Origin of the sequence: Qipengyuania citrea (genome assembly GCF_024171405.1) — a bacterium.
Taxonomy (GTDB): domain Bacteria; phylum Pseudomonadota; class Alphaproteobacteria; order Sphingomonadales; family Sphingomonadaceae; genus Qipengyuania; species Qipengyuania profunda.
The window spans coordinates 385,029-406,937 of the sequence record NZ_JALJZT010000002.1; the positions used below are offsets into that span (position 1 = coordinate 385,029).

Genomic DNA, 21,909 nt, shown 5'->3' on the forward strand with positions numbered 1-21,909 from the left:
TTGCGCCATTCGCGGTTCGCCGCGGTTCGCGCGCGGCTCGAAAGCTTCGATCCGGGTCGCGGTTGGCGGCTGTGGCTGTACGAATTCCTGCTGTTCGGTTTCAAACAGGCATGGGCGTGCCTGTTCGGCGGCCTGCTGCTCGCGCTGCTGCTGGGGACGCATTTCTTCTATCCCGAAGATGCGCTGCTACATCGCTATGATTTCCTGACGCTGGCGGCGCTGGCGATCCAGGGGGCGATGCTGGCCTTCCGGCTCGAGACCTGGGCGGAGGCCAAGGTCATCCTGATCTTCCATGTCGTCGGCACGGTGATGGAGTTGTTCAAGACCGCCGCGGGGTCGTGGATCTATCCCGAGGCAAGCGTGCTCCATATCGGCGCGGTCCCGCTGTTTTCGGGGTTCATGTACGCTGCGGTCGGTAGCTATATCGCGCGCGTCTGGCGGATCTTCGACTTTCGCTACAGCGCCTATCCGCCGCGCTGGGCGACATGGGTGCTGGCGGGCGCGATCTACGTCAATTTCTTCGCGCATCACTGGTTGCCGGACATCCGCCTGGTGCTGTTCGCGGCAACCATCCTGCTGTTCGCACGCACGCGCGTCCACTTCCGCAACTGGCGTGTGCATCGCTGGATGCCGCTGCTGGTGGGCTTCGGGCTGGTGGCGATGTTCATCTGGGGGGCGGAGAATATCGGCACCTTCGCGCAGGCATGGACCTATCCCGGGCAGGAGCATGGCTGGCGCATGGTCAGCCCCGCCAAGCTTGGCAGCTGGTTCCTGCTGATGCTGATCAGCTTCGTGTTGGTCGAACTGGTCGCCCCGGTGCGCGAACCCGACTAGTCCTTCTGGTCGAGCTCCTCGTTGAGGCGTAGCGAACAGCGCCAGAAGAAGAACGCCGGCAGCAGCCCGAGGAACGTCGCGCCATAGAGCACGTAACGGACGCTCTCTTCGCCATAGGCGGGTTGCAGCAGGTCGGACATCATCCCGAAGAACAGCGGCCCGAGGCCAAGCCCGATGAGGTTCTGGAAGAACAGCAGCACCGCGGCCGCGATCGCGCGGGCGCGCAGTGGCACCAGCCCCTGCACGCTCGAATAGGTCGGGCCGTAATAGAGCGAATTGCAGATCGTCGGCACGATCAGCAGGAACAGCGCCATCAGCCAGTTGTCGCTCATGAAGGCAAGCAAGGCGAAGGGAATGGTGATGACCATGCCCACCGCGGGGGCAGTGAGCACATGGCGGCGGTTCTTGGACCCCCAGCGATCGGCGATATAGCCGCCCAGCACCGTTCCGGCGATGCCTGCCCCGCCATTGACGAGGCCAAACCACAGCCCGGTTTCACCCGGGGTCAGCCCGTGGGTGCGCTGGAAGAAGATGGTGATCCAGGTCACCTTGCCATAGGCGAGGAAGGCGGCTGCCGATCCTGCCGCGACCAGCAGGACGAAGGCGCGCGAACTGAACATGGCCTTGAGCGCGGTTTTCATCGGCATCTGTTCGGTCGACTGCTGCGACCCGGCCTGCATCATGCCGGTGCGGCGCGGGTCCTTCAGAAACATGAAAACGACCACCGCGAGCGCCAGCCCAGGCAGGCCCACGATCAGGAAGGCGTTGCGCCAGCCCACCGAATCGGCGAGCAGCCCGCCGATCAGCATCCCCAACAGCGTACCGATAGGAATGCCAAGCGCGTAGAAGGCGAGCGCGGAGGATCGCTTGGCGGGTTCGACCATATCCGCAATCAGCGAATGCGCGGGCGGCGTACAGCCGGCCTCCCCCACCCCCACGCCGATCCGCGCGAGCAGCAGCTGGACGAAGTTCTGCGCCAGGCCGCAGAGCGCGGTCATGGCCGACCAGATCGCCAGCGCGCCGCCGATCAGCCACGGCCGATTGGTCGTGGACCGGTCGGAGAAGCGCGCAATCGGCAGGCCGAGCACGGTATAGAACAAGGCGAAGGCCAGCCCCGTCATCAGGCCGATCTGGGTATCGCTCAGCCCCAGCTCCATCCGGATCGGTTCGGCAAGGATATTGACGATCTGCCGATCGATGAAATTGAAAATGTAGACAATCAGCAGGATCCACAGGGTTACCCTGACCGATCCGCCTGTTTGCCGTGCTGCCACAGTCGCCATTCAAACCTCTCCCGAAGCGCGGGTATGCCCGTCACTTTGGGCCAAGCTCCCTTTCTTGGCTTAGTTCGTCAAGGCCATTGGTCGAAAATCGAACAGACGGTTGGGGACTTGTCCGGTCAGCCCGCGCTATCCACGGCGGCGAACAGCGCGGCGATCTGCGCGTGTTCGATCGGCTCGAGTTCGGGACGCCAGACATCGAACAGCAGGACGAGCCGGTCTTCGCCCGAATTGTTCCACGCCTCGTGCTCGATCGTATCGTCGAACGCGATGAGTTCTCCCTTGCGCCATTCGCGCTTTTGCGAACCCAGACGCAGTGCACCATCGCCTGGGACGATTAGCGGCAGGTGGCAGATATAGCGCGGGTTGAGCATGCCGTGATGCGGCGGGATTTTCTTGCCCGCCTTGAGCAGCGAGAGCAGCAGCGTCGGCGCGCGATTGGGGATGGTGCAAACAGGCACTTCCCGAGTGATCGTCTGGTAGGCCACGGGGGCATGGGCGATATGTTCGGCAACCGGCTCGCCCTTCTCGATCAGGTCGAGCGAACTCCAGTCGTCATTGCCGAGCATGCCGTGCATATCGCCCTGCGGCCGGTCGGCCTCGGCCTCGACATAGGGCTTGAACGTGCCCGATCCTGCCAGCAGTTCGCGCGCTTCCTCGGCGATGTCCTCGGTGCGCTCCTCGACCGCCTCGCGCCAGTCGAACTGGTGCGTATCGGCGAATTCAACATGCGGCAGTCCGGGATAGTAATAGACACTGGGCATCGCCGGAAAGGAGCGCGATTCCGGCGCGCGCTGGGCTGCACCCACCATCATCGCCAGCGAGTTGGCGAAGCGTGGGTGCCAGTCCTGCTGCGGGTGCCCCGCCTCAGCCAGAGAGGCGACGAGATGCCGCACGAATTGCTGCTGGATGTCCTGCATCGCCTGCGCCGCACGCGCTGCTTCGCGTCCGTCCGCCGGACGCCCGCTCTGCGCGACCGAGACCGCCATTCCGTAGAACGAACCCGCCGCGCGCAGTTCTCCGCGGGCGTAATGATGGTCGCCCTTCGCCATGAGCGCGGCAAAGTCGTAATTATCCTTCGCCAGCCGAATATCGGCTTGTGCGGGGGACATCGTCGGAGGCTGCATCACCGGCATAGTCGGTCCCACATGGTTCGGAGGCCGAACTCTCACCCAGCGGGACGCGAACGTCAAGCGCGGTTCGGCTCTCCGAAAACAGCGATCAGCCTATCCAGATGGCCGGCGTAATTGCGCCAGCGGTTGCACGATCTCGTGTAGAGCGGCTCGCGCACCTGCCACGCGCTTGCGGTGCGGACCTGGGCGGTGCCGCGGTGTGGCGTCAGGCAGGCATCCTCCCACTCCAGATCGAGGAACGAGAGCAGCCCGGCAATTTCGGCTTCGGGATCGCTGATCAGCGCATCGTAATCCGCGACACGGACATCATCGGGGTAGAGCTGCAGCCAGTGCGCCGCCAGACGCTCATATTGCCGATACCAATGCGCGGCGCTGTCGAGGGCGGCGGCATAGGTCAGCGCCGGATCGAGATGCGCGAAGTAGATCGACAGGCAATTGTCGAGCGGGTTGCGCCGGGTGAGCACAATTTTGGCATTCGGGAAAATGCGTTTGATCAGGCCGACATGGAGGAAATTGTCGGGTCGCTTGTCGGTGAGGCCAGCGGTGGGCAAATCCATCTCGCTCAGCCCCTTCAGATAGAGTTGCCGCAAGCGGGTGTAGAAATCGGCGTCGCGGCCAACCAGCGATTCGGGATAGGGCTGCAACTGCTCGCGCACGATACGCGGCAGGATCGGCAGTTCGCCGCCCGCGGTCACCCGGCTGTGTGATGCCAGAATGCGCTCCACCAGCGTCGACCCCGAACGAAACATGCCGCAGATGAAAACGGGCGCAGGTTCCGGCCCCGCTTCCGTTCCCGCCGCGTCGGGAAAGGCCGCTATCAGCCGGTCGATAAAGGCCTCTGCCCCTTGTGGATCGTAGGGATGCGCCGCGAGCGCCCGGCTGCCTTGATTGGCGGTGCGATAAGCGGCGAACGCCTCGTCGTAACGCTTGCACTGATCGAGCGCGCGCCCCAGCGCGTACCCCAGGTCGGCCCGTTCCAGCGGGCCAAGATCGGTGCGGGCGACTGCGCCCCGAAGTCGCCCGATCAGCGGGTGTGCGGGATCATCGAACACGGTCACTTCGGCGAGGCGCATCAGCGCAAGCGCGCTCCCGGGTTCGAGCTCGAGCGCCTGCGCGTAAACCGTGCGAGCCTGGTCGCGGTCACCCGCATCCTCGTGAAGATTGCCGAGATTGAGCAAGGCCGGGACATAGCCAGGCCGGATCGCGAGCGCCGCTTCGAGCGCCGCCTGCGCTGCGGCGGGATCGCCGAGGTCATCGGCGAGAACGACCGCACGGTTGAGATGGACCTCTTCGGGCCCGGTTACCTTGCGTTTCAGGGCACTGTCATAGGCGGCCAGCGCTTCGCGAAAGACCCCCTGCCGCTTGAGCAGCAGGCCGAAGTTAACCCAGTCATCGGGTCGATCCGGATCAAGTGCGAGCAGGTGCCGATAGGCTTCGCGCGCCTCATCATAGCGCGCCGAGCGATACAGCGCGGCCGCCTTGCGGGCGAACGCATCGGCCATGTCTGCCATCAGCTGTAGATCAGATGCGGCGCAATCGTTTCGCGCCAGGCCGTTTCGTCCGCGCCGGCCAGTTCGTCGAGATCGTCGGGCACGGCCTCGCTGTCGTCGACCCACTCGCGCAGGGCCGGGCCGCCGTTGATGACATCGATCGCCAGCCGGTCGAGCTCGTATTCATAGGGGAAGTCGCGCCATAGCGGATAGTCGGGGTAGAGCTTGCGGATCGCCTTGAACGCCAGCGCCTGCAAACGCCATGGCTGGAAGGCGTAATGATCGTAGAACTTGCCTTCGGCATGGATCATCAAGCCGTTGCACAGCGTGCCGACATGCTTGTGGAAGGTGGGTTCGAACCAGCATTCGCGGATCGCACAGCCGCGCATCCAGACCGGGGCGAGTGCGTGCATTTCGGCGAGCACTGCCTTGGCATCGACATCGGGGGCGCCGAACAGCACTTCGAGCGGGCGGGTGGTCCCCCTGCCCTCGCTCAGCGTGGTTCCTTCAAGCATCACCGTGCCGGCATAGGCGCGCGCCATGTTGAGGCTGGCGGCATTGGGGCTGGGATTGATCCATACGCGTTCGTCCGACCAGCCATAGCCGGGGGCCTTGCCGGGCTTCCACCCGCTCATCTCGATCACCTGGAGATCGACGTCGAGCTTGAAATGCGCGACGAACCAGCGCGCCATTTCGCCCATGGTGAGGCCGTGGCGCATGACCATCGGGCCCGCCCCGACAAAGCTTTCTTGGCCGGGCTGCAGCAAGGTGCCTTCCACCGGTCCGCCTGCGGGATTGGGCCGGTCGAGCACCCACACGCTCTTGCCCGCCTTGGCCGCTTCCTCGAGCAGGTAGAGCAGCGTGGTGACGAAGGTGTAGATGCGGCAGCCAAGGTCCTGCAGATCGAACAGGAAGATGTCCGCGCTGGCCATCATCTCCGCGGTCGGGCGGCGCACTTCGCCATAGAGGCTGAAGATCGGGATACCGTAATGCGGGTCGATCTCGTCGCGTGTCTCGACCATATTGTCCTGCTTGTCGCCCTTCAGCCCGTGCTGCGGCCCAAAGGCGGACGAGGCGCTGATCCCGCGGCCGATCAGCGCATCGAGCGAATGATCGAGGCTGGCGGTAACCGAAGCCGGATGCGCGACCAGCGCCACACGTTGCCCTTCGAGCGGGGCGCGCAACCCCTCTTCGGTGATGAGACGATCGATGCCGAATTTCATGCGCCGCTCGGTGCCGCAAGCCGCGCGGTGAAGCAAGCCGGATCGTGGAAATCGGGCTGCTCGCCGCGATGCTCCAGCGCCCAGAAGCTCTTGTGCCCCCCGGCCTCCTCGATCACGCAGGTGAGACCCATCGCGCAATCGGTATCCGGCAAGGTGGCGGCAGGCAGTGCGGCATCGAAGATCGCGAAACTGCTACCCATGCGCATGGTGCATCCCGGTTCGCGCGGTATCGGGCGCTCCGCCATCCCGTCGCGGCGCGCCGCAAAGTCGTAGGCGTTCCAGCGTTCGGATGGAGACAGGTTGAATTCGCAATAGGCGGTCCCGCCATCGGGGCGCAGGAACAGCTCGAAGCATGTCGTCTCCCACAGCCCGTCCGCCCGCCCCTTGCCGGCGAATTTGGGCACCACCAACTCACCGCTGCCCTCGATCCGCCAGCGCAGGCGCAGCCAGTTGTCATCGCGCCCGATGATGCGGGCTTCGACCCCTGATACCGCGCGCGGCGGATGCCCCGAATGGGGCTGCAATCGATACGTTTCCATGCCGCCCCTTACCTGCTAGCGCGCGCTTCGTCATGAGCAACTACACCTCCGATCTCCTGCGCGTGCTCGACGAGCGCGGCTATATCCACCAGGTCACCGACGCCGAGGGCCTCGATGCGCTCGCCGCCAAGCAGATCGTGCCGGGCTACATCGGTTTCGATGCCACGGCGCCTTCGCTCCATATCGGCAGCCTCGTCCAGATCATGATGCTGCGGCGGTTGCAGCAGGCGGGCCACAAGCCGATCGTGCTGATGGGCGGCGGGACCACGCGGATCGGTGACCCCACGGGGCGCGACGAAAGCCGCAAGATGCTGACCGATGCGGCGATCGACGAGAATATCGCCGGGATCCGGACGGTGTTCGAGCGCCTGCTCGTTTTCGGCGACGGGCCGACCGATGCGGTGATGGTCAACAATCACGACTGGCTGAGCGGGCTTGGCTATATCGAGATGCTGCAGAAGGTCGGGACGCATTTCACCGTCAACCGGATGCTGACCTTCGATTCCGTGCGCCTGCGGCTCGAGCGCGAGCAGCCGATGACCTTCCTCGAATTCAACTACATGATCCTGCAGGGCTACGATTTCCGCCATCTGGCGCAGGAAATGGGTGTCCGGTTGCAGATGGGCGGCAGCGACCAGTGGGGCAATATCGTCAACGGCATGGAGCTGGGCCGCCGGATGGACGGGAGCGAGCTGTTCGGCCTCACGACCCCGCTGCTGACCACCGCCGATGGCGGCAAGATGGGCAAGACCGCGGCCGGCGCGGTGTGGCTCAACGAGGCCCAGCTGCCGAATTACGACTTCTGGCAATATTGGCGCAATGTCGATGATCGCGATGTCGGGCGGTTCCTGCGGCTGTTCACCGATCTGCCGCTGGAGGAGATCGCCCGGCTCGAAGCGCTCGGCGGGTCCGACATCAACGAAGCGAAGACAGTTCTTGCCAATCAGGTAACCACACTCGTTCGGGGTGAAGAAGCGGCCAGACTGGCTGCGCAAACGGCTGCGGAAACCTTCGCCGGCGGTGGTGCCGGCGCGGACCTTCCGACGCTCGATGTAGGCCCTGACGGCATGCGCATCGGAGCGGTGCTGACAGCGCTCGGATTCACGGCTTCCAACGGGGAGGCCAAGCGCAAACTGGCCGAAGGCGCAGTCAAGCTCGATGGCGAGACGGTCACCGATCCGGGCTATCTGGTGAGCGTTGCGGCGGGCACCGAAGCCAAGCTCAGCCTCGGCAAGAAGAAGCACGCGGTTATTCGCTGTTAACCAGCGACGAAGCGCCCTTTTTTACCGTCGAAGCACCGGGCCGGTTTACCAATTGGCAGGCTTTGGCCGCCATAAGGAGCTTTGATGTCCGATACCCCCACTCCCCCCAACCCCAACCGCAAAGGGATCGCCAGCATGTCTGCCGGAGCACAACTGAGCGTCACCGACCAGCGGCGCATGACCCGCCACCCGGTCGACCATCCCGTCATTGCCGAACATTTCGGCAAGGGCGACGTGCGGCTGCATATTGCGAATATCTCCGCCAACGGCTTCATGGTCGACAATGGCGACGGCATCGGCCGCGGCGAACGCGTGATCGTGCGCCTGCCGGTTATCGGCCGGATCGAAGCCTATTGCATCTGGACGCGCGACAACCGTGCGGGCTTCCAGTTCGAACGCATCATCCGCGTCGACGACTTCCTCGCCATGATCGATACGCTGCAGCCCAACCCGCGGCTGCGCAAGCTGCGCTAAGCCGCAACAGCTTCTACTAGAACAAAAAGCAGGCCCGTCTTCACAACCGAAGGCGGGCCTGCCATGCGTCCGGCGTGAGTGAAACCGCCGCGCCCTCCCCCGACAGTTCGCCGCTCCGGATAGCGAATTTCCGCGCCTATTGGTTCAGCCGCCTATCGATGACGCTCGCGCAATATGCGATGATGCTGATTATCGGTTGGCAGACCTATAACATTGCGCGCGACAGCGGGCTGGGGATCGCCGCCGCATCGGGCCAGTTGGCGCTGATCGGGCTGCTGCAATTCGTGCCCCTGTTCTTGCTGACGCCCTTTTCGGGCTGGGCGGCGGATCATTTCGACCGGCGCAATCTGGCGCGGCTGACCGTTATCGCACAGCTGGGCTGTGCGGGCGCGCTGGCGTGGCTGACCTGGAGCGGAAGTCTTACCTTGCCCGCGCTGTTCGGGGTGGCGATCGTGCTCGGTGTGGTGCGGTCGTTCAACGGCCCGGCACTGTCCGCGCTCGCACCCAATCTCGTGCCCAGGGCGATCCTGCCGAACGCCATCGCCCTGTCGAGCATCGCTTGGCAGGTGGGCATGATCGTGGGGCCCGCGATCGGCGGCTATACCTATGCGATCCTGCCGGCGCTGCCCTATTTCGTGGCCTGCGGGCTGTTCGCCGCAGCGCTCGTCGCGCTGTCTTTCATCGGCAAGGTACCGCAGCCCCCGCGCGCGGCCAACAAGCGCCCCATCCACCAGATGGTCGAGGGCCTGCGCTACGTGGTGCGCAACAAGATGGTGCTCGGCGCGATCACGCTCGACCTGTTCGCGGTCTTCCTTGCCGGGGCAACCGCGCTCTTTCCTGTTTATGCGCGCGATATCCTGCAGGTTGGCGAGACCGGCCTCGCGCAGCTCGCCATGGCCCCAGCGGTCGGCGCGGCGCTTACCGCGCTATGGTTCAGCTTCCGCCCGCTCAAGACCAATGTCGGTCCCAAGATGCTATGGGCAGTGGCGATCTTCGGTCTCGCCACCATGGTGTTCGGCCTCTCGCGCTGGATGCCGCTCAGCCTGGCGATGCTCTTCATCATCGGCGCGGCGGACATGTTCAGTGTCTATATCCGCCAGTCGCTGATCCAGTTGCACACGCCCGACGACAAGCGCGGACGGGTGTCATCGGTCAGCCTGCTGACCATCAGCGCCTCGAACGAATTCGGCGATTTTTTCTCCGGCAGCCTCGCCTACCTTGTCGGTCCCGCACTGGCGGTGGTCGGCGGCGGGGCCGGCGCGATCGTGACCGTCGCCGTCTGGGCGCGTATTTTTCCCGTCTTGCGGACCACGCGGACCTTTGACCCGCCCGATGAATTGTTAGACACTCCCCCCGAAGAGAAATTGCAGGAGCAGATGCCATGAAAGCCGACTCCGTCCTCGCCACGATCGGCGATACCGCCCACATTCGCCTGTCGCGCCTGTTCCCCGACCACGAGGTCTGGGTGAAGAACGAGCGCGCCAATCCCGGTGGTTCGATCAAGGACCGCATCGGTCTCGCCATGATCGAGGATGCGGAGGCAGCGGGCCTGCTCAAGCCCGGCGGCACGATCGTCGAACCCACCAGCGGCAATACCGGAATCGGCCTCGCCATGACCGCCGCGGTCAAAGGCTACAAGCTTGTGCTGGTCATGCCCGAAAGCATGAGCGTCGAGCGGCGCCGGCTGATGCTCGCCTATGGCGCCAGTTTCGACCTGACCCCCAAGGAAAAAGGCATGAACGGCGCAATCGAGCGCGCGCAGGAACTGGTCGCACAGACCCCGGGCGCATGGATGCCGAGCCAGTTCGACAATGCCAGCAACTGGAAGGTCCATGCGCGCACCACCGCGAAGGAAATCCTCGACGATTTCGCCGACACACCGATCGACGCGCTGATCACCGGCGTCGGCACCGGCGGCCACCTCACTGGCTGTGCCGAAGTGCTGAAACAGAGCTGGAGCGGCATGAAGGCCTATGCGGTCGAACCCACGCTTTCGCCCGTCATCAGCGGCGGCCAGCCCGGGCCGCACCCGATCCAGGGCATCGGTGCAGGCTTCGTGCCGCAGAACCTGCACACGCAGGCGATCGATGGCGCAATCCAGGTCGCTCCCGAGGACGCCAAGGAAATGGCGCGCCAGTGCGCGGCCAAGGAAGGCCTGCTGGTGGGTATCTCCAGCGGCGCAACGCTCGCCGCGATCAAGCAGAAGCTGGCCGATATGCCGGCAGATTCGCGCATTCTCGGCTTCAATTACGATACCGGCGAGCGGTATCTTTCCGTGCCCGACTTTCTGCCCGAGTGATGGAGTTCGAGCAGGTCGGATATCGCGACGGCGCGGTCGAACTGGCCGGTCTCCACGCGCGGCCCGCGGGCAAGCCCCCCGCCGCGGTGGCGATCTATCCGACCTTCATGAACACGACGGCGGTCGTCGAGGCCAAGGCCGCAGCGCTCGTCGAAGCCGGCTATGCCGTCCTGATCGGGGACTTCTATGGTCCGGAGACGCCCGCAGACGGTGATGCTGCCTTTGCCGCAATGAGCCGGTTACGCAGCGATCCAGCATCCATGCGCCAGCGGCTGCGCGCCACGCTCGACCTCCTGCGCAAGCTGGAAACCGACCTCCCGCATCTCGCGATCGGCTTTTGCCTCGGCGGGATGGCGGTGCTGGAAATGGCGCGCGACGGGCAGGACCTCGCAGCAGTCGTCAGCTTTCATGGTTTGCTTGAAACCGCCCTGCCCGCCGATAGGCCGATCACACCGCGTATCCTCGTCTGCCACGGCGATGCCGACGCGCTTGTGCCGCGTAGCCAGGTGGCCGCGTTCTGGGAGGAAATGGACGCGGTGAAGGCCGACTGGCACTTCCACAGCTATGCAGGGGTCGAGCATGGCTTCACTGCCGCGCAGCGGCCCACCGGGGCGGTTAATCCCGCCTATGATGCGAGTGCCGACCGGCAGAGCTGGGCGGCGATGCACAGCCTCTTCGACGAAGTGCTCGGCGGATAGCAAAAAGGCCCGGACGCAGCGACCGGGCCTTTTCGTTTTCCTATCGCAGAATGATCAGGCAGCGGTGGCGAAAGCCTCCTCGCCCAGCGCCATCGTGCTGTCGCTGCCTGCCTCGAGCTTGCGGCGCAGCGCGCCGGCATCGGGCAGGTACCGATCCATGTAATAGCGCGCCGTCGCGAGCTTGGCTTCGTAGAACGCCTTGTCCTCGGTGCCCGCGGCCAGCGCCGCCTGCGCGACCTTGGCCATCCGCAGCCACATCCAGCCCAGCGTCACGATGCCCATCATGTGCATGTAGTGATGCGCGCCCGCACCGAGGTGGTTGGGGTTCTGCATGGCATTGTTCATGAACCACATGGTCGCCGCCTGCTGCTGACTGAGCGCCTTTTCGAGCGCTTCGGCAAGCGGGCCGAGATCGTCGTCGCCCTTCGCGGCAGCGATATCGTCGCCGACCATCTTGAAGAAGGCCTGGATTGCCGCGCCGCCCTTCTGCGCGAGCTTGCGGCCGCACAGATCCATCGCCTGCACGCCATTGGTGCCTTCGTAGATCTGCGCGATCCGGGCATCGCGGACGAACTGGCTCATGCCCCATTCCTCGATGTAGCCATGGCCGCCGAAGACCTGCTGCATGTTGGTGGCGACTTCATAGCCCTTGTCGGTGCCATAGCCCTTGATGACCGGGGTCAGCAGCCCGATCAGCATGTCGGCCTGCTCGCGCTCTTCCTCGGTCTTGGCCTTGTGAGTCAGGTCGACCTGCAGCGCGCCCCACAGGCACAGTGCACGCATGCCTTCGGTAAAGGCCTTGGCGTCCATCAGCATGCGGCGCACGTCGGGATGCACGAAGATCGGATCGGCCTGTTCGTCGGGCTCGGCCGGACCGGTCAGCGCGCGGCCCTGGCGTCGGTCGAGCGCATAGGCAACCGCGTTCTGATAGGCGACTTCGGCCTGGCTGAGACCCTGGATACCGACGCCGAGACGCGCAGCGTTCATCATGATGAACATGGCGGCGAGGCCCTTGTTCTCCTCGCCGACGAGCCAGCCCTTGGCACCATCGTAATTGAGCACGCAGGTCGCGTTGCCATGGATGCCCATCTTGTGTTCGATCGAGCCGCAAGCGACGCCATTGCGCTCGCCGGGCGTGCCGTCTTCATTGACGATGAACTTGGGCACGACGAACAGCGAGATGCCCTTGGTGCTGTCGGGCGCGCCCGGCGTCTTGGCCAGCACGAGGTGGATGATGTTGTCCGCCATGTCGTGTTCGCCGGCGGAGATGAATATCTTGGTTCCGGTAATCGCGAAGCTGCCGTCGGCCTGCGGTTCGGCCTTGGTCCGGATCATGCCCAGATCGGTGCCGCAATGCGGCTCGGTCAGGTTCATGGTCCCGGTCCATTCGTTGGAGATCATCTTGGGAAGATATTTCTCCTTCTGCTCCTGGCTGCCCTTGGCGAGTAGCGCGGAGACCGCGCCGTTGGTCAGGCCCGGATACATGCCGAAGGCCTGGTTGGCGCTCGACACGAATTCCTCGAAGGCGAAGCCGAGGACATGCGGCATGCCCTGCCCGCCAAACTCTTCCGGCTGCGACAGCGTGCCCCAGCCCGCTTCGCGGAACTGGTCGAAGGCATCCTTGAAGCCCTTGGGCGTGGAGACCGAACCGTCTTCGTGGCGGGTGCAGCCTTCCTGGTCGCCCGACTGGTTGAGCGGGGCTAGCACTTCGGCGCAGAACTTGCCGCCCTCGTTGATCACCGCATCAGTGACATCGGGGCTCGCCATTTCGAAGCCGGGCAGGTCCCCGTAGCTCGCGAGATCGAGCATCTCGTTGATGATGAAGCGAGTGTCGCGGGTAGGCGCGGAATAGCGGGGCATCAGTAAGTCCTTGGGTCTGGGGTCTGTCGGTTATCTCGCCGGGGAGGCAAATCAGTCGAGATCGACATCGAGCGTTTCGATATGCTCGATGAATTCGGTGAGGTCGGTGATCGAGCTGTCGATATCGTCACGCTGTTCTTTCAGCTTGGCGACATGGGCCTTGCATTTCTCGACCGTGACGCGGCGCTGTTCGACGCGGCCGTCGCCAAGGTCGTAGAGATCGATCATTTCGCGAATTTCGGTGAGCGAGAAGCCCACGTTCTTGGCGCGCATGATCCATGCGAGGCGGGCGCGATCGCGTTTGGAGTAGATCCGCGTGAGGCCGATCCGCGAAGGCGCGATCAGCCCTTCGTCTTCGTAGAAACGCAGCGCGCGGGCGGTGCAGCCGAATTCGCTGGTGAGGTCGGAGATCGAATATTGTTCGCGGCCCAGTTCGTCCGGCCGTTCGATATGGGCGCCGGCATGGCGGCGATCGCCATTCTCGGCACGGAAGTCCTTGGGCAGCGGCTGTGTCATGCGCCGACTCATACGCCCACGTTTACGTAAGCGTCAAGTCTTGACGGGTTGGAGAACATCGCCGTCGAGTCGACGGTAAAAGCAGCTCGGCGCACCCGTGTGACAGGTCGGACCAGCCGGGCGGCAGGACAGTACGAGCGCGTCCTGATCGCAATCGACGAGGATCTCCTCGACCTTGAGGACGTGGCCCGAACTTTCGCCCTTCTGCCAGAGCTTGCCGCGCGAGCGCGAGTGGAAATGGGCGAGCCCGGTGGCGCGCGTCGCGGCCAGCGCCTCGGCATCCATGAAGGCCACCATCAGCACCGCTCGACTGGCGTGATCGACGACGACTGCGCTCAACAATCCCTTGTCGTCGAACTTGGGCATGAACCGCATACCTGCCTCGCGCTCGGCCTGATCATTCACTGCGACACCTTTCAAATCCCATTCTCGGGCGGCTTTTGTTGCACGATAACCACAAAGTCGACCCAAAATCCGACATTCTTGCAAATGCCTGTTTGATGATGGCGCAGTTTCGGGAACAAACAGCCGCGCAGGCGAAAGTGAGGCCTGCCCACCGGAGCAGCGGTGCCAACAGAGCGCCAGGTTCAGGGGGTCAAACGGATTCGCAGCCGCGATAGAGGGTTTACGCGGCGCATCCGGTAACGATGAGGGATGGGCCAAGGTGCATGCTGGGGGGCTGCACCTGTGTCGCAAGGCAGGTCCGGTTATATTCGTCACGTGGCGCCCGGGATCGCAAGGTCCCGGGCGTTTCGTTTGTCGCCTAATGGGGAAGCGCTTCGTCGAGCACGCGGGAGAAACAGGCGATCTGGACGCTCCTCGCCCCGCCCCGCTTCAGTGCCTTGACGCACGCAGTACTGGTCGCGCCGCTGGTGAGCACGTCGTCAACCAGTATGATGTCCGCACCTTTGACCTTGGCTGTCCGGCTGCTCCGCAACGTTATCGCACCTTGTAGCGTGCGGGCCCGTGCGCGCTTGCCGAGACCGCCCAGCGCCGGGGTCGGCCTGGTGCGCATCAGCGCATCGACACACATCGTCCCGTGCCCCATCTTCTGCAACTGCCGCCCGAGCAGCGCCGCCTGGTTATAGCCCCGCTGCCACAGGCGGCTGCGATGCAGCGGCACCGGGACGATCACCCGCTCGCTGTCCGTGGCAGGCAGCCGCGCGGCGATCAGCTTTGCCAGCAGCGGCGCCAGCGCGATGCGGCGACCGTGCTTGAAGGCCAGCACCAGCCTGCGCGAGGTATCGGTATAGAGCGTCCCCGCCGCGATTCCGTCATGCCCCGGCGGATCGGCAAGGCAGGGCGCGCAGATCGCCCCCATCTGCGGTTCGTGATCGCCAAAGGGACGCTGGCAGGCAGCACAGCAGGGGTCGGAGGGTATGACGAGATCGCTCCAGCAGGTGCTGCACAGGCCGCCCTGTACGCCCACCCCGCCCCCGCAGGCCGGGCAGCGCGGGGGATAGATGAAATCCAGCACCGGGGCGAAGCTTTCGGCGAGCAGGCGGCTTGTCGACATCTTCGCATGCTGCGCCGCTTGCGCGTGGCTGGCAAGCGCGGCAGGGCGATGCGCGATGGCTAGCCAGGCACCGCCCCGCATCTTCTCCCGCCAGCGCCGCATTGCCGGCCTGCGCCGCGCCCGGGTGCGGCAGGCCCACCGCGATGCGGCGCGCTATATACTCGACGACATGGTCGAGGATGTGCTCGACCGGCTCGAATTCATCCGCCTGTCGCCCAAGCGCGTGCTGGTGATCGGTGACTGGACCGGCACACTGGCCTTGTCGCTGCGCGGCGCGGGCTCCGAGGTCGAGGAGCGCGATGTCGCCACGCTCGACGAGGAACAGCCCGTCCCGGGCGCGCCCTACGACCTCATCGTCAGCCTCGCGTCGCTCGACCGGGTCAACGACCTGCCCGGCGCACTGCTCCACCTGCGCAATGCGCTGGGCGATGACGGCATGCTCATTGCCAGCATCGTGGGTGCAGGCAGCCTGCCACATCTGCGCCGCGCGATGCTCGCCGCCGAACCCGACAGGCCGGCTGCACGGATGCATCCGCTGGTCGATAACCAGGCCGCCTCCGCGCTGCTGCAGCGCGCGCTGTTCAAGCGGCAGGTGGTCGACAGCCGTTCGCTGACCGTTTCTTTCGGGACGCTCGAACGGCTGGTGTCGGACTTGCGCGATCAGGGCCTTGGCGGCACGCTGGCGAGCGCCCCGCCCCCGCTGGGCAAGGCCGCGCTGGAACGTGCCGAACAGGCTTTCCGCAAGGCCGCCAACGATAAGGGCCGCGTGCTCGAAAGCTTCGAGATTCTAACCCTTACCGGCTGGAAGGACTAACCCGCGCGCAGGCTGGCCTGCGCCGCCGCGAGCCGCGCGATCGGCACGCGGTAGGGCGAGGCGCTGACGTAATCGAGCCCGGTCTTCTCGCAGAAGGCGATGCTCGCCGGGTCGCCGCCATGTTCTCCGCAGATGCCCAGCTTGAGCCCGTCGCGCGTCGCGCGGCCGCGTTCGGCGGCGAGTTCGACCAGCTGGCCGACTCCGTCGATGTCGAGGCTGACGAAGGGATCGCGTGCGAAGATGCCCTTGTCGACATAGGTCGTCAGGAAGCGGCCCGCATCGTCGCGGCTCACGCCCAGCGTCGTCTGCGTCAGGTCGTTGGTCCCGAAGCTGAAGAATTCGCCCACTTCGGCGATTTCGCCCGCCATCAGCGCGGCGCGCGGCAGTTCGATCATCGTGCCGACGAGGTATTCGAGCGTCGTCCCGGTGGCGGTGAACACTTCCTTAGCCACGCGGTCGACCACATCCTTGAGCAGTTCGAGCTCGCGCCGCGTGGCGACCAGCGGGATCATGATCTCGGGCACCGGCGCATCGCCGCTGTCCACGGCGACCTGGCAGGCGGCCTCGAAGATGGCGCGCGCCTGCATTTCGTAGATTTCGGGATAGGTGATCCCGAGCCGGCAGCCGCGATGGCCGAGCATCGGGTTGAATTCATGCAGCTCGCCGGCGCGGCGGCGCAGCTTTTCGATATCGACGCCGGTCGCGCGCGCGAGGTCTTCGAACTCGGCATCGCCATGCGGCAGGAATTCGTGCAGCGGCGGATCGAGCAGGCGGATCGTGCACGGCAGGCCCGCCATGACCTCGAAGATGGTGACGAAGTCGCTGCGCTGTTCGGGCAGCAGCTTGTCGAGCGCGGCGCGGCGGCCGGCTTCGCTATCGGCGAGGATCATCTCGCGCACCGCGCTGATGCGGCCGGCATCGAAGAACATGTGCTCGGTGCGGCACAGGCCGATACCTTCGGCGCCGAACTGGCGCGCCATGCGGCACTCGGTCTCGGTTTCGGCATTGGTGCGCACGCGCATGCGGCGGTGCTTGTCGGCCCATTCCATCAGCGTGCCGAAGTCGCCCGCCAGTTCGGGTTCGATGGTGGCGACCTCACCAGCCATCACCTGCCCGTTGGCACCGTCGATGGTGATGACATCGCCTTCCTTCAGCTCGCGGTCGCCGATCCTCAGCGTGCGACCTTCGCGCGCGATCGACACTTGCGACGCGCCCGACACGCAGGGGCGGCCCATGCCCCGCGCCACCACCGCGGCGTGGCTGGTCATCCCGCCGCGCGCGGTGAGGATGCCGGTGGCGGCATGCATGCCGTGGATATCCTCGGGACTGGTCTCGACGCGCACGAGCACGACCTTCTCGCCGCGTCCGGCCCACAGTTCGGCGGTGTCCGCATCGAGCACGATCTTGCCGCTGGCAGCGCCGGGCGAGGCCGGCAGGCCGGTGGTCAGCACGTCGCGCGGCGCTTCGGGATCGAGCGTCGGGTGGAGCAGCTGGTCGAGCGCCATCGGGTCGACGCGCAGGATCGCAGTCTTCTCGTCGATCAGCCCTTCGCCGACCATGTCGACCGCCATCTTGAGCGCCGCCTTGGCGGTGCGTTTGCCGTTGCGCGTCTGCAGCAGCCACAGCTTGCCCTGCTGCACGGTGAACTCGATATCCTGCATGTCGGTGTAATGCCGCTCGAGCAGGTCGAACACGCGCGCGAGTTCGGCGAAGGCTTCGGGCATGGCTTCTTCCATGCTCGGCTTGTCCGCCCCGGCCAGTTCGCGCCGCGCCTTGGTGAGGTATTGCGGCGTGCGGATGCCCGCGACCACGTCTTCGCCCTGCGCATTGACCAGCCATTCGCCGTAATAGGCCTTCTCGCCGGTCGAGGGATCGCGGGTGAAGGCGACGCCGGTGGCGCTGGTATCGCCCATATTGCCGAACACCATCGCCTGCACGTTGACCGCGGTGCCCATGTCATGCGGGATGTCGTTGAGGCGGCGGTAGATCTTGGCGCGCTCGGTATCCCAGCTGTCGAACACCGCGCTGATCGCACCCCACAGCTGCTCGACCGGGTCCTGCGGGAACGGCGAGCCGAGCTCGCGCTCGACGATCGCCTTGTATTCGGCGACCAGCACCTTCCATTCTTCGGCGCTCAGCTCGGTATCGGCGTAATAGCCCTGGTCTTCCTTGGCGATTTCGAGCGCTTCCTCGAACAGGCCGTGATCGACGCCGAGCACGACATCGCCGTACATCTGGATGAAGCGGCGGTAGCTGTCCCAGGCGAAGCGTTCGTCGCCGCTGGTGTTTGCAAGCCCGGCCACGGTGTCGTCGTTGAGGCCGAGGTTGAGCACGGTATCCATCATGCCGGGCATCGACACCGCGGCGCCCGAACGGACCGAGACGAGCAGCGGATCGGCGGCATCGCCAAAGCCCTTGCCCACGGTCTTCTCGACATGGTTCAGCGCGGCGGCGACATCGCTGCGCAGCTTGGCGGTGAAGTCGCTGCCGCCGGCGAGGTAGGTAAGGCATTCCTCGGTCGCGATGGTGAAGCCCGGCGGGACGGGCAGGCCGATGCTCGCCATTTCGGCGAGGTTGGCGCCCTTGCCGCCGGTCACGGTCTTGTCCTTCTGCCTTGCATTCGTATGCGGCGCGTTCCCGCCGAAGGTGAAGACCGTGTCGTTACTCATCAAGGCAATTCCTACAACTTGGACCACATGGACCACGGTCCATGGAGCAATAATCCATCAGCCCTCGATGCGGCTGAAATCGGCGACTTTGTGCACCGCAGCACGGAAGCGCGCAAGCAGGTCGAGACGGTGCGCCCGCTTGTTTTCTTCATCCGCATTTACCGTCACTTCTTCGAAGAACCGGTCGATCGGCGCCCGCAATGCAGCCAGCGCGGCCATGGCGGCGGAAAAGTCTTCATCTTCAATGGCTCGGCTTGCCGCCGGTTCCGATTTCGCAAGCGCATCCATGAGCGCCTTCTCGGCAGGTTCGGGTGCGTAGGAAAGCTCTTTCGCATGACGCTCGGCCATCTTGGCCTGGATCACCGCAGTCATATCGGGATCGTCCACCAGCGCGAGCGGGTCTTCCTCGCCGGTGCGGGCGATCTCGCCCTCGGCGCCGTGCCAGTCTTCCTTCTTGAGGATATTGGCGGCGCGCTTGTACCCGGCGAGGAGGTTGGCGCCGTCTTCGGTGTCCATGAAGGACTGGAGCGCACGAACGCGAGCGAGCAGGCGGACGAGATCGTCCTCGCCGCCGAGCGCGAACACTGCATCGATGAGATCGTGGCGGACACCTGCTTCGCGCTGCTGGACCTTGAGGCGGTCGGCGAAGAAGTCGAGAAGGTCGCCTTGGGCAACGCCGAAACGAAGGTCGTTGTCCTGTACGATGCGGATAACACCCAGCGCCGCACGACGAAGTGCGAAGGGGTCTTTCGATCCGGTAGGCTTCTCATCGAACGAGAAGAAGCTGCGCAGCGTATCCAGCTTGTCCGCCAAGCTCACCGCCACTGTTACCGGTGCGGTCGGAACATCGTCGCCCTGCCCGACCGGCTTGTAGTGATCGCGGATCGCGTCGGCGACGGCATCGGGCAGGCCCTCGGCGCGGGCGTAATAGCCGCCCATCAGGCCCTGCAGTTCGGGAAACTCGCCGACCATTTCGGTGACGAGATCGGCCTTGGCGAGGCGCGCGGCCTGTTCGGCCATGTCGGCGAGGTCTTCCCGGCTCAAGCCGTCACCCCCGCGCAGGCGGGGGTCCAGCTGGCCTGAATTGCCCGTACCACCGCCGTTATCTGGATTCCCGCCTTCGCGGGAATGACGGGTGTTGGGTTTGACGATTTCTTCCTCGACCAGCCAACGCGCCAGCTTGGCCACGCGCTCGACCTTGTCGGCCACGGTGCCGAGCTTCTCGTGGAAGGTGATCCGCTCCAGCCCTTTGGCGTGCTCGGCGAGCGTTTTCTTGCGGTCGACGTCCCAGAAGAAGCGCGCATCGGACAGGCGCGCGGCAAGGACCTTGCGGTTGCCGTCGACCACGCGCGCGCCGCCATCCTCCGCCTCGATGTTGGCGGTGCAGATGAAGGCGTTGGCGAGCTCGCCCTTTTCGTCCTCGCAAACGAAATACTTCTGGTTCACGCGCGCGGTCAGCTGGATCGTCTCGGGCGGGACCTCGAGGAAATCCTCCTCGAACCGGCCGAGCAGCGGGACGGGCCATTCGGTCAGGCCGGCGTTCTCGATCACCAGCCCCTCGTCCTCGACGAGGCGGAGGCCGGCTTCACTGGCGACCTTGGCGGCGCCCGAGCGGATCAGGTCCTGCCGTTCCTCATGGTCGACGATGACGTGCCCCGCGCGCAGCTTCATCGCGTAGTCGTCGGCATTGCCGATGGTGATGTCGCCCGAGTGGTGGAAGCGGTGGCCCAGCGTGACCGCACCGCTGGTGACGCCGTGCACTTCGCAGTCGACCACTTCGTCGCCCAGCAGCGCGACGATGCCCGACAGCGGGCGCACCCAGCGCAAGGATTCGGTGCTGATCGAGGCACCACCCCAGCGCATCGACTTGGGCCAAGAAAAGTCGCGGATAATCGCGGGGATCGCTTCGGCGAGCAGGTCCGCCGTGGCGCGGCCGGGTACGTTCTTCACCGCGAAATAGGTTTCGCGGCCCTTCACCTCGCGCACCTCAAGATCGGCCTTGTCGACCCCTGCCTTGCGGCAGAACCCGTCGATCGCCTGATCGGGCGCACCGACGGGCGGACCTTTCAGTTCTTCGCTGACAGCCTCGGTCGCCAGGGGAAGCCCGCGCGCGATCAGCGCGAGGCGGCGCGGCGTCGACCAGACGGTGACCTCGCCGGCCTCGACACCGGCGGCATCCATTTCGCGGCGGAACAGTTTTTGGAGTTCGGCGCGCGCGCCAGCCTGCATGCGGGCGGGGATTTCTTCGCTGCGCAGTTCGAGGAGGAAATCAGACATTCGCCACCTCCGTCGCCCCTGAGCAGGCAGGGGCCCAGATAAGGGCTGTGGCGCGCGCAAGGGAGGTTATCTGGACCCCCGCCTGCGCGGGGGTGACGAAGTACGGTTTAGGACTGGCAGAGATCATTTCGACCACTCCGGATATTTCTCGGCCCACACGGGCGCTTCCTTGGCCATATGTGCTTCGCAGCTGCCGCGCGCGAGATCGCGGACGCGGCCCATGTAGCTGGCGCGTTCCTGCACGCTGATCACGCCGCGCGCCTGCAGCAGGTTGAAGATATGGCTGGCCTCGACAGCCTGTTCGTAGGCGGCGATCGGCACGTCATTGGCGAGCGCGTTCTTGCACTCGGCCTCGGCCTTGTTGAACAGGTCGAACAGCGCGTCGGTCTCGGCGACCTCGAAGTTCCACTTCGACATCTGCTTCTCGTTCTCGAGGAAGACGTCGCCGTAGGATACGCCGCGATCGTTGAAGGCGAGATCGTAGACGCTGTCGACGCCCTGGATATACATCGCCAAGCGCTCGAGTCCGTAGGTCAGTTCGCCCGCCACCGGCTTGCAGTCGAACCCGCCCATCTGCTGGAAATAGGTGAACTGGGTGACTTCCATCCCGTCGCACCAGACTTCCCAGCCCAGCCCCCAGGCGCCCAGCGTCGGGCTTTCCCAGTCGTCCTCGACGAAGCGGATATCGTGCTTGAGCGGATCGATGCCGATCACCTCGAGGCTCTTGAGATAGAGGTCCTGGATATCGGGCGGGCTCGGCTTCAGGATGACCTGGTACTGGTAATAATGCTGCAGCCGGTTGGGGTTCTCGCCATAGCGCCCGTCGGTCGGGCGGCGGCACGGCTGGACAAAGGCAGCGTTCCACGGCTCGGGGCCGAGCGCGCGCAGCGTCGTCGCGGTGTGGAAGGTGCCTGCGCCCATGCGCATGTCGTAGGGTTGCAGGATGAGGCAGCCCTGCGCGCTCCAGAAATCGTGCAGCGCGAGGATCATGTCCTGGAAGGAATTTTGCGGATTGCGGTCCATGG

19 protein-coding genes are annotated in these 21,909 nt (G+C 65.1%); 7 read left to right on the forward strand and 12 right to left on the reverse strand.

Going from position 1 to position 21,909, the window contains the following annotated elements:
• A complete protein-coding gene (locus J2S32_RS02730) occupies nucleotides 1-834 on the forward strand; it encodes a DUF817 domain-containing protein (RefSeq protein ID WP_253515691.1) in 834 nt (277 codons plus the stop codon).
• Here the strand turns inward: J2S32_RS02730 and J2S32_RS02735 are convergent.
• The 5 genes from J2S32_RS02735 to J2S32_RS02755 form a co-directional block, all read right to left on the reverse strand.
• Nucleotides 831-2,117, reverse strand: a complete 1,287-nt coding sequence (locus J2S32_RS02735) for a spinster family MFS transporter (protein WP_253515693.1) — start codon at nucleotides 2,115-2,117, stop codon at nucleotides 831-833. The two genes, J2S32_RS02730 and J2S32_RS02735, sit on opposite strands and share 4 nt — an antisense overlap.
• A gap of 116 nt (nucleotides 2,118-2,233) precedes the next feature.
• Complete coding sequence (locus J2S32_RS02740) at nucleotides 2,234-3,226, reverse strand: aspartyl/asparaginyl beta-hydroxylase domain-containing protein (RefSeq protein WP_253515696.1); 993 nt, start codon at nucleotides 3,224-3,226, stop codon at nucleotides 2,234-2,236.
• Nucleotides 3,227-3,303: 77 nt separating this feature from the next.
• A complete protein-coding gene (locus J2S32_RS02745; RefSeq protein WP_253515698.1) occupies nucleotides 3,304-4,749 on the reverse strand; it encodes a tetratricopeptide repeat-containing sulfotransferase family protein in 1,446 nt (481 codons plus the stop codon).
• 8 nt (nucleotides 4,750-4,757) lie between these two features.
• Nucleotides 4,758-5,960 (reverse strand): exo-beta-N-acetylmuramidase NamZ family protein, encoded by a 1,203-nt coding sequence (locus tag J2S32_RS02750; RefSeq protein ID WP_253515700.1) that lies wholly within the window; start codon nucleotides 5,958-5,960, stop codon nucleotides 4,758-4,760.
• Nucleotides 5,957-6,499, reverse strand: coding sequence for a DOMON-like domain-containing protein (locus J2S32_RS02755; protein ID WP_253515702.1), 543 nt, complete (start codon nucleotides 6,497-6,499; stop codon nucleotides 5,957-5,959). Before J2S32_RS02755 ends, J2S32_RS02750 begins: the two co-directional genes overlap by 4 nt.
• 32 nt (nucleotides 6,500-6,531) lie before the next feature.
• On the opposite strand from J2S32_RS02755, the gene tyrS reads away from it, so the two are divergent.
• From tyrS to J2S32_RS02780, 5 genes are all read left to right on the forward strand, one after another.
• Nucleotides 6,532-7,761 (forward strand): tyrosine--tRNA ligase, encoded by a 1,230-nt coding sequence (gene tyrS, locus J2S32_RS02760; RefSeq protein ID WP_253515705.1) that lies wholly within the window; start codon nucleotides 6,532-6,534, stop codon nucleotides 7,759-7,761.
• A gap of 135 nt (nucleotides 7,762-7,896) precedes the next feature.
• Nucleotides 7,897-8,235, forward strand: a complete 339-nt coding sequence (locus tag J2S32_RS02765) for a PilZ domain-containing protein (protein ID WP_253522889.1) — start codon at nucleotides 7,897-7,899, stop codon at nucleotides 8,233-8,235.
• Nucleotides 8,236-8,309: 74 nt separating this feature from the next.
• Nucleotides 8,310-9,620 carry an MFS transporter gene (locus J2S32_RS02770; protein ID WP_320180260.1) on the forward strand — a complete coding sequence of 437 codons (1,311 nt, stop codon included), beginning with the start codon at nucleotides 8,310-8,312 and terminating at the stop codon, nucleotides 9,618-9,620.
• Nucleotides 9,617-10,534, forward strand: a complete 918-nt coding sequence (gene cysK, locus J2S32_RS02775) for a cysteine synthase A (protein WP_253515707.1) — start codon at nucleotides 9,617-9,619, stop codon at nucleotides 10,532-10,534. Before J2S32_RS02770 ends, cysK begins: the two co-directional genes overlap by 4 nt.
• Nucleotides 10,534-11,232, forward strand: a complete 699-nt coding sequence (locus J2S32_RS02780; protein WP_253515709.1) for a dienelactone hydrolase family protein — start codon at nucleotides 10,534-10,536, stop codon at nucleotides 11,230-11,232. The genes cysK and J2S32_RS02780 overlap by 1 nt, the downstream gene beginning before the upstream one ends.
• A gap of 54 nt (nucleotides 11,233-11,286) precedes the next feature.
• On the opposite strand, the gene J2S32_RS02785 is transcribed toward J2S32_RS02780, so the two are convergent.
• From J2S32_RS02785 to J2S32_RS02800, 4 genes are all read right to left on the reverse strand, one after another.
• On the reverse strand, nucleotides 11,287-13,092 hold the full coding sequence (locus tag J2S32_RS02785; RefSeq protein ID WP_253515712.1) for an acyl-CoA dehydrogenase C-terminal domain-containing protein: 1,806 nt from the start codon (nucleotides 13,090-13,092) through the stop codon (nucleotides 11,287-11,289).
• Nucleotides 13,093-13,143: 51 nt separating this feature from the next.
• Entirely contained in the window at nucleotides 13,144-13,608 is a 465-nt protein-coding gene (locus J2S32_RS02790; protein ID WP_253515716.1) for a MerR family transcriptional regulator, read from the reverse strand.
• A gap of 33 nt (nucleotides 13,609-13,641) precedes the next feature.
• Nucleotides 13,642-13,983, reverse strand: a complete 342-nt coding sequence (hisI, locus tag J2S32_RS02795; protein WP_253522895.1) for a phosphoribosyl-AMP cyclohydrolase — start codon at nucleotides 13,981-13,983, stop codon at nucleotides 13,642-13,644.
• A gap of 388 nt (nucleotides 13,984-14,371) precedes the next feature.
• Nucleotides 14,372-15,124, reverse strand: a complete 753-nt coding sequence (locus J2S32_RS02800) for a ComF family protein (protein WP_253515718.1) — start codon at nucleotides 15,122-15,124, stop codon at nucleotides 14,372-14,374.
• 55 nt (nucleotides 15,125-15,179) lie between these two features.
• On the opposite strand from J2S32_RS02800, the gene J2S32_RS02805 reads away from it, so the two are divergent.
• Nucleotides 15,180-15,938: a methyltransferase domain-containing protein gene (locus J2S32_RS02805; RefSeq protein WP_253515722.1), complete on the forward strand. Its 759-nt coding sequence runs from the start codon at nucleotides 15,180-15,182 to the stop codon at nucleotides 15,936-15,938.
• Here the strand turns inward: J2S32_RS02805 and ppdK are convergent.
• From ppdK to J2S32_RS02820, 3 genes are all read right to left on the reverse strand, one after another.
• Entirely contained in the window at nucleotides 15,935-18,607 is a 2,673-nt protein-coding gene (ppdK, locus tag J2S32_RS02810) for a pyruvate, phosphate dikinase (protein ID WP_253515724.1), read from the reverse strand. The two genes, J2S32_RS02805 and ppdK, sit on opposite strands and share 4 nt — an antisense overlap.
• 57 nt (nucleotides 18,608-18,664) lie before the next feature.
• Nucleotides 18,665-20,884, reverse strand: a complete 2,220-nt coding sequence (gene glyS, locus J2S32_RS02815) for a glycine--tRNA ligase subunit beta (protein ID WP_253515725.1) — start codon at nucleotides 20,882-20,884, stop codon at nucleotides 18,665-18,667.
• A 123-nt stretch (nucleotides 20,885-21,007) separates the two neighbouring features.
• A complete protein-coding gene (locus J2S32_RS02820; RefSeq protein ID WP_253515727.1) occupies nucleotides 21,008-21,907 on the reverse strand; it encodes a glycine--tRNA ligase subunit alpha in 900 nt (299 codons plus the stop codon).
• Nucleotides 21,908-21,909 lie beyond the last annotated feature (2 nt).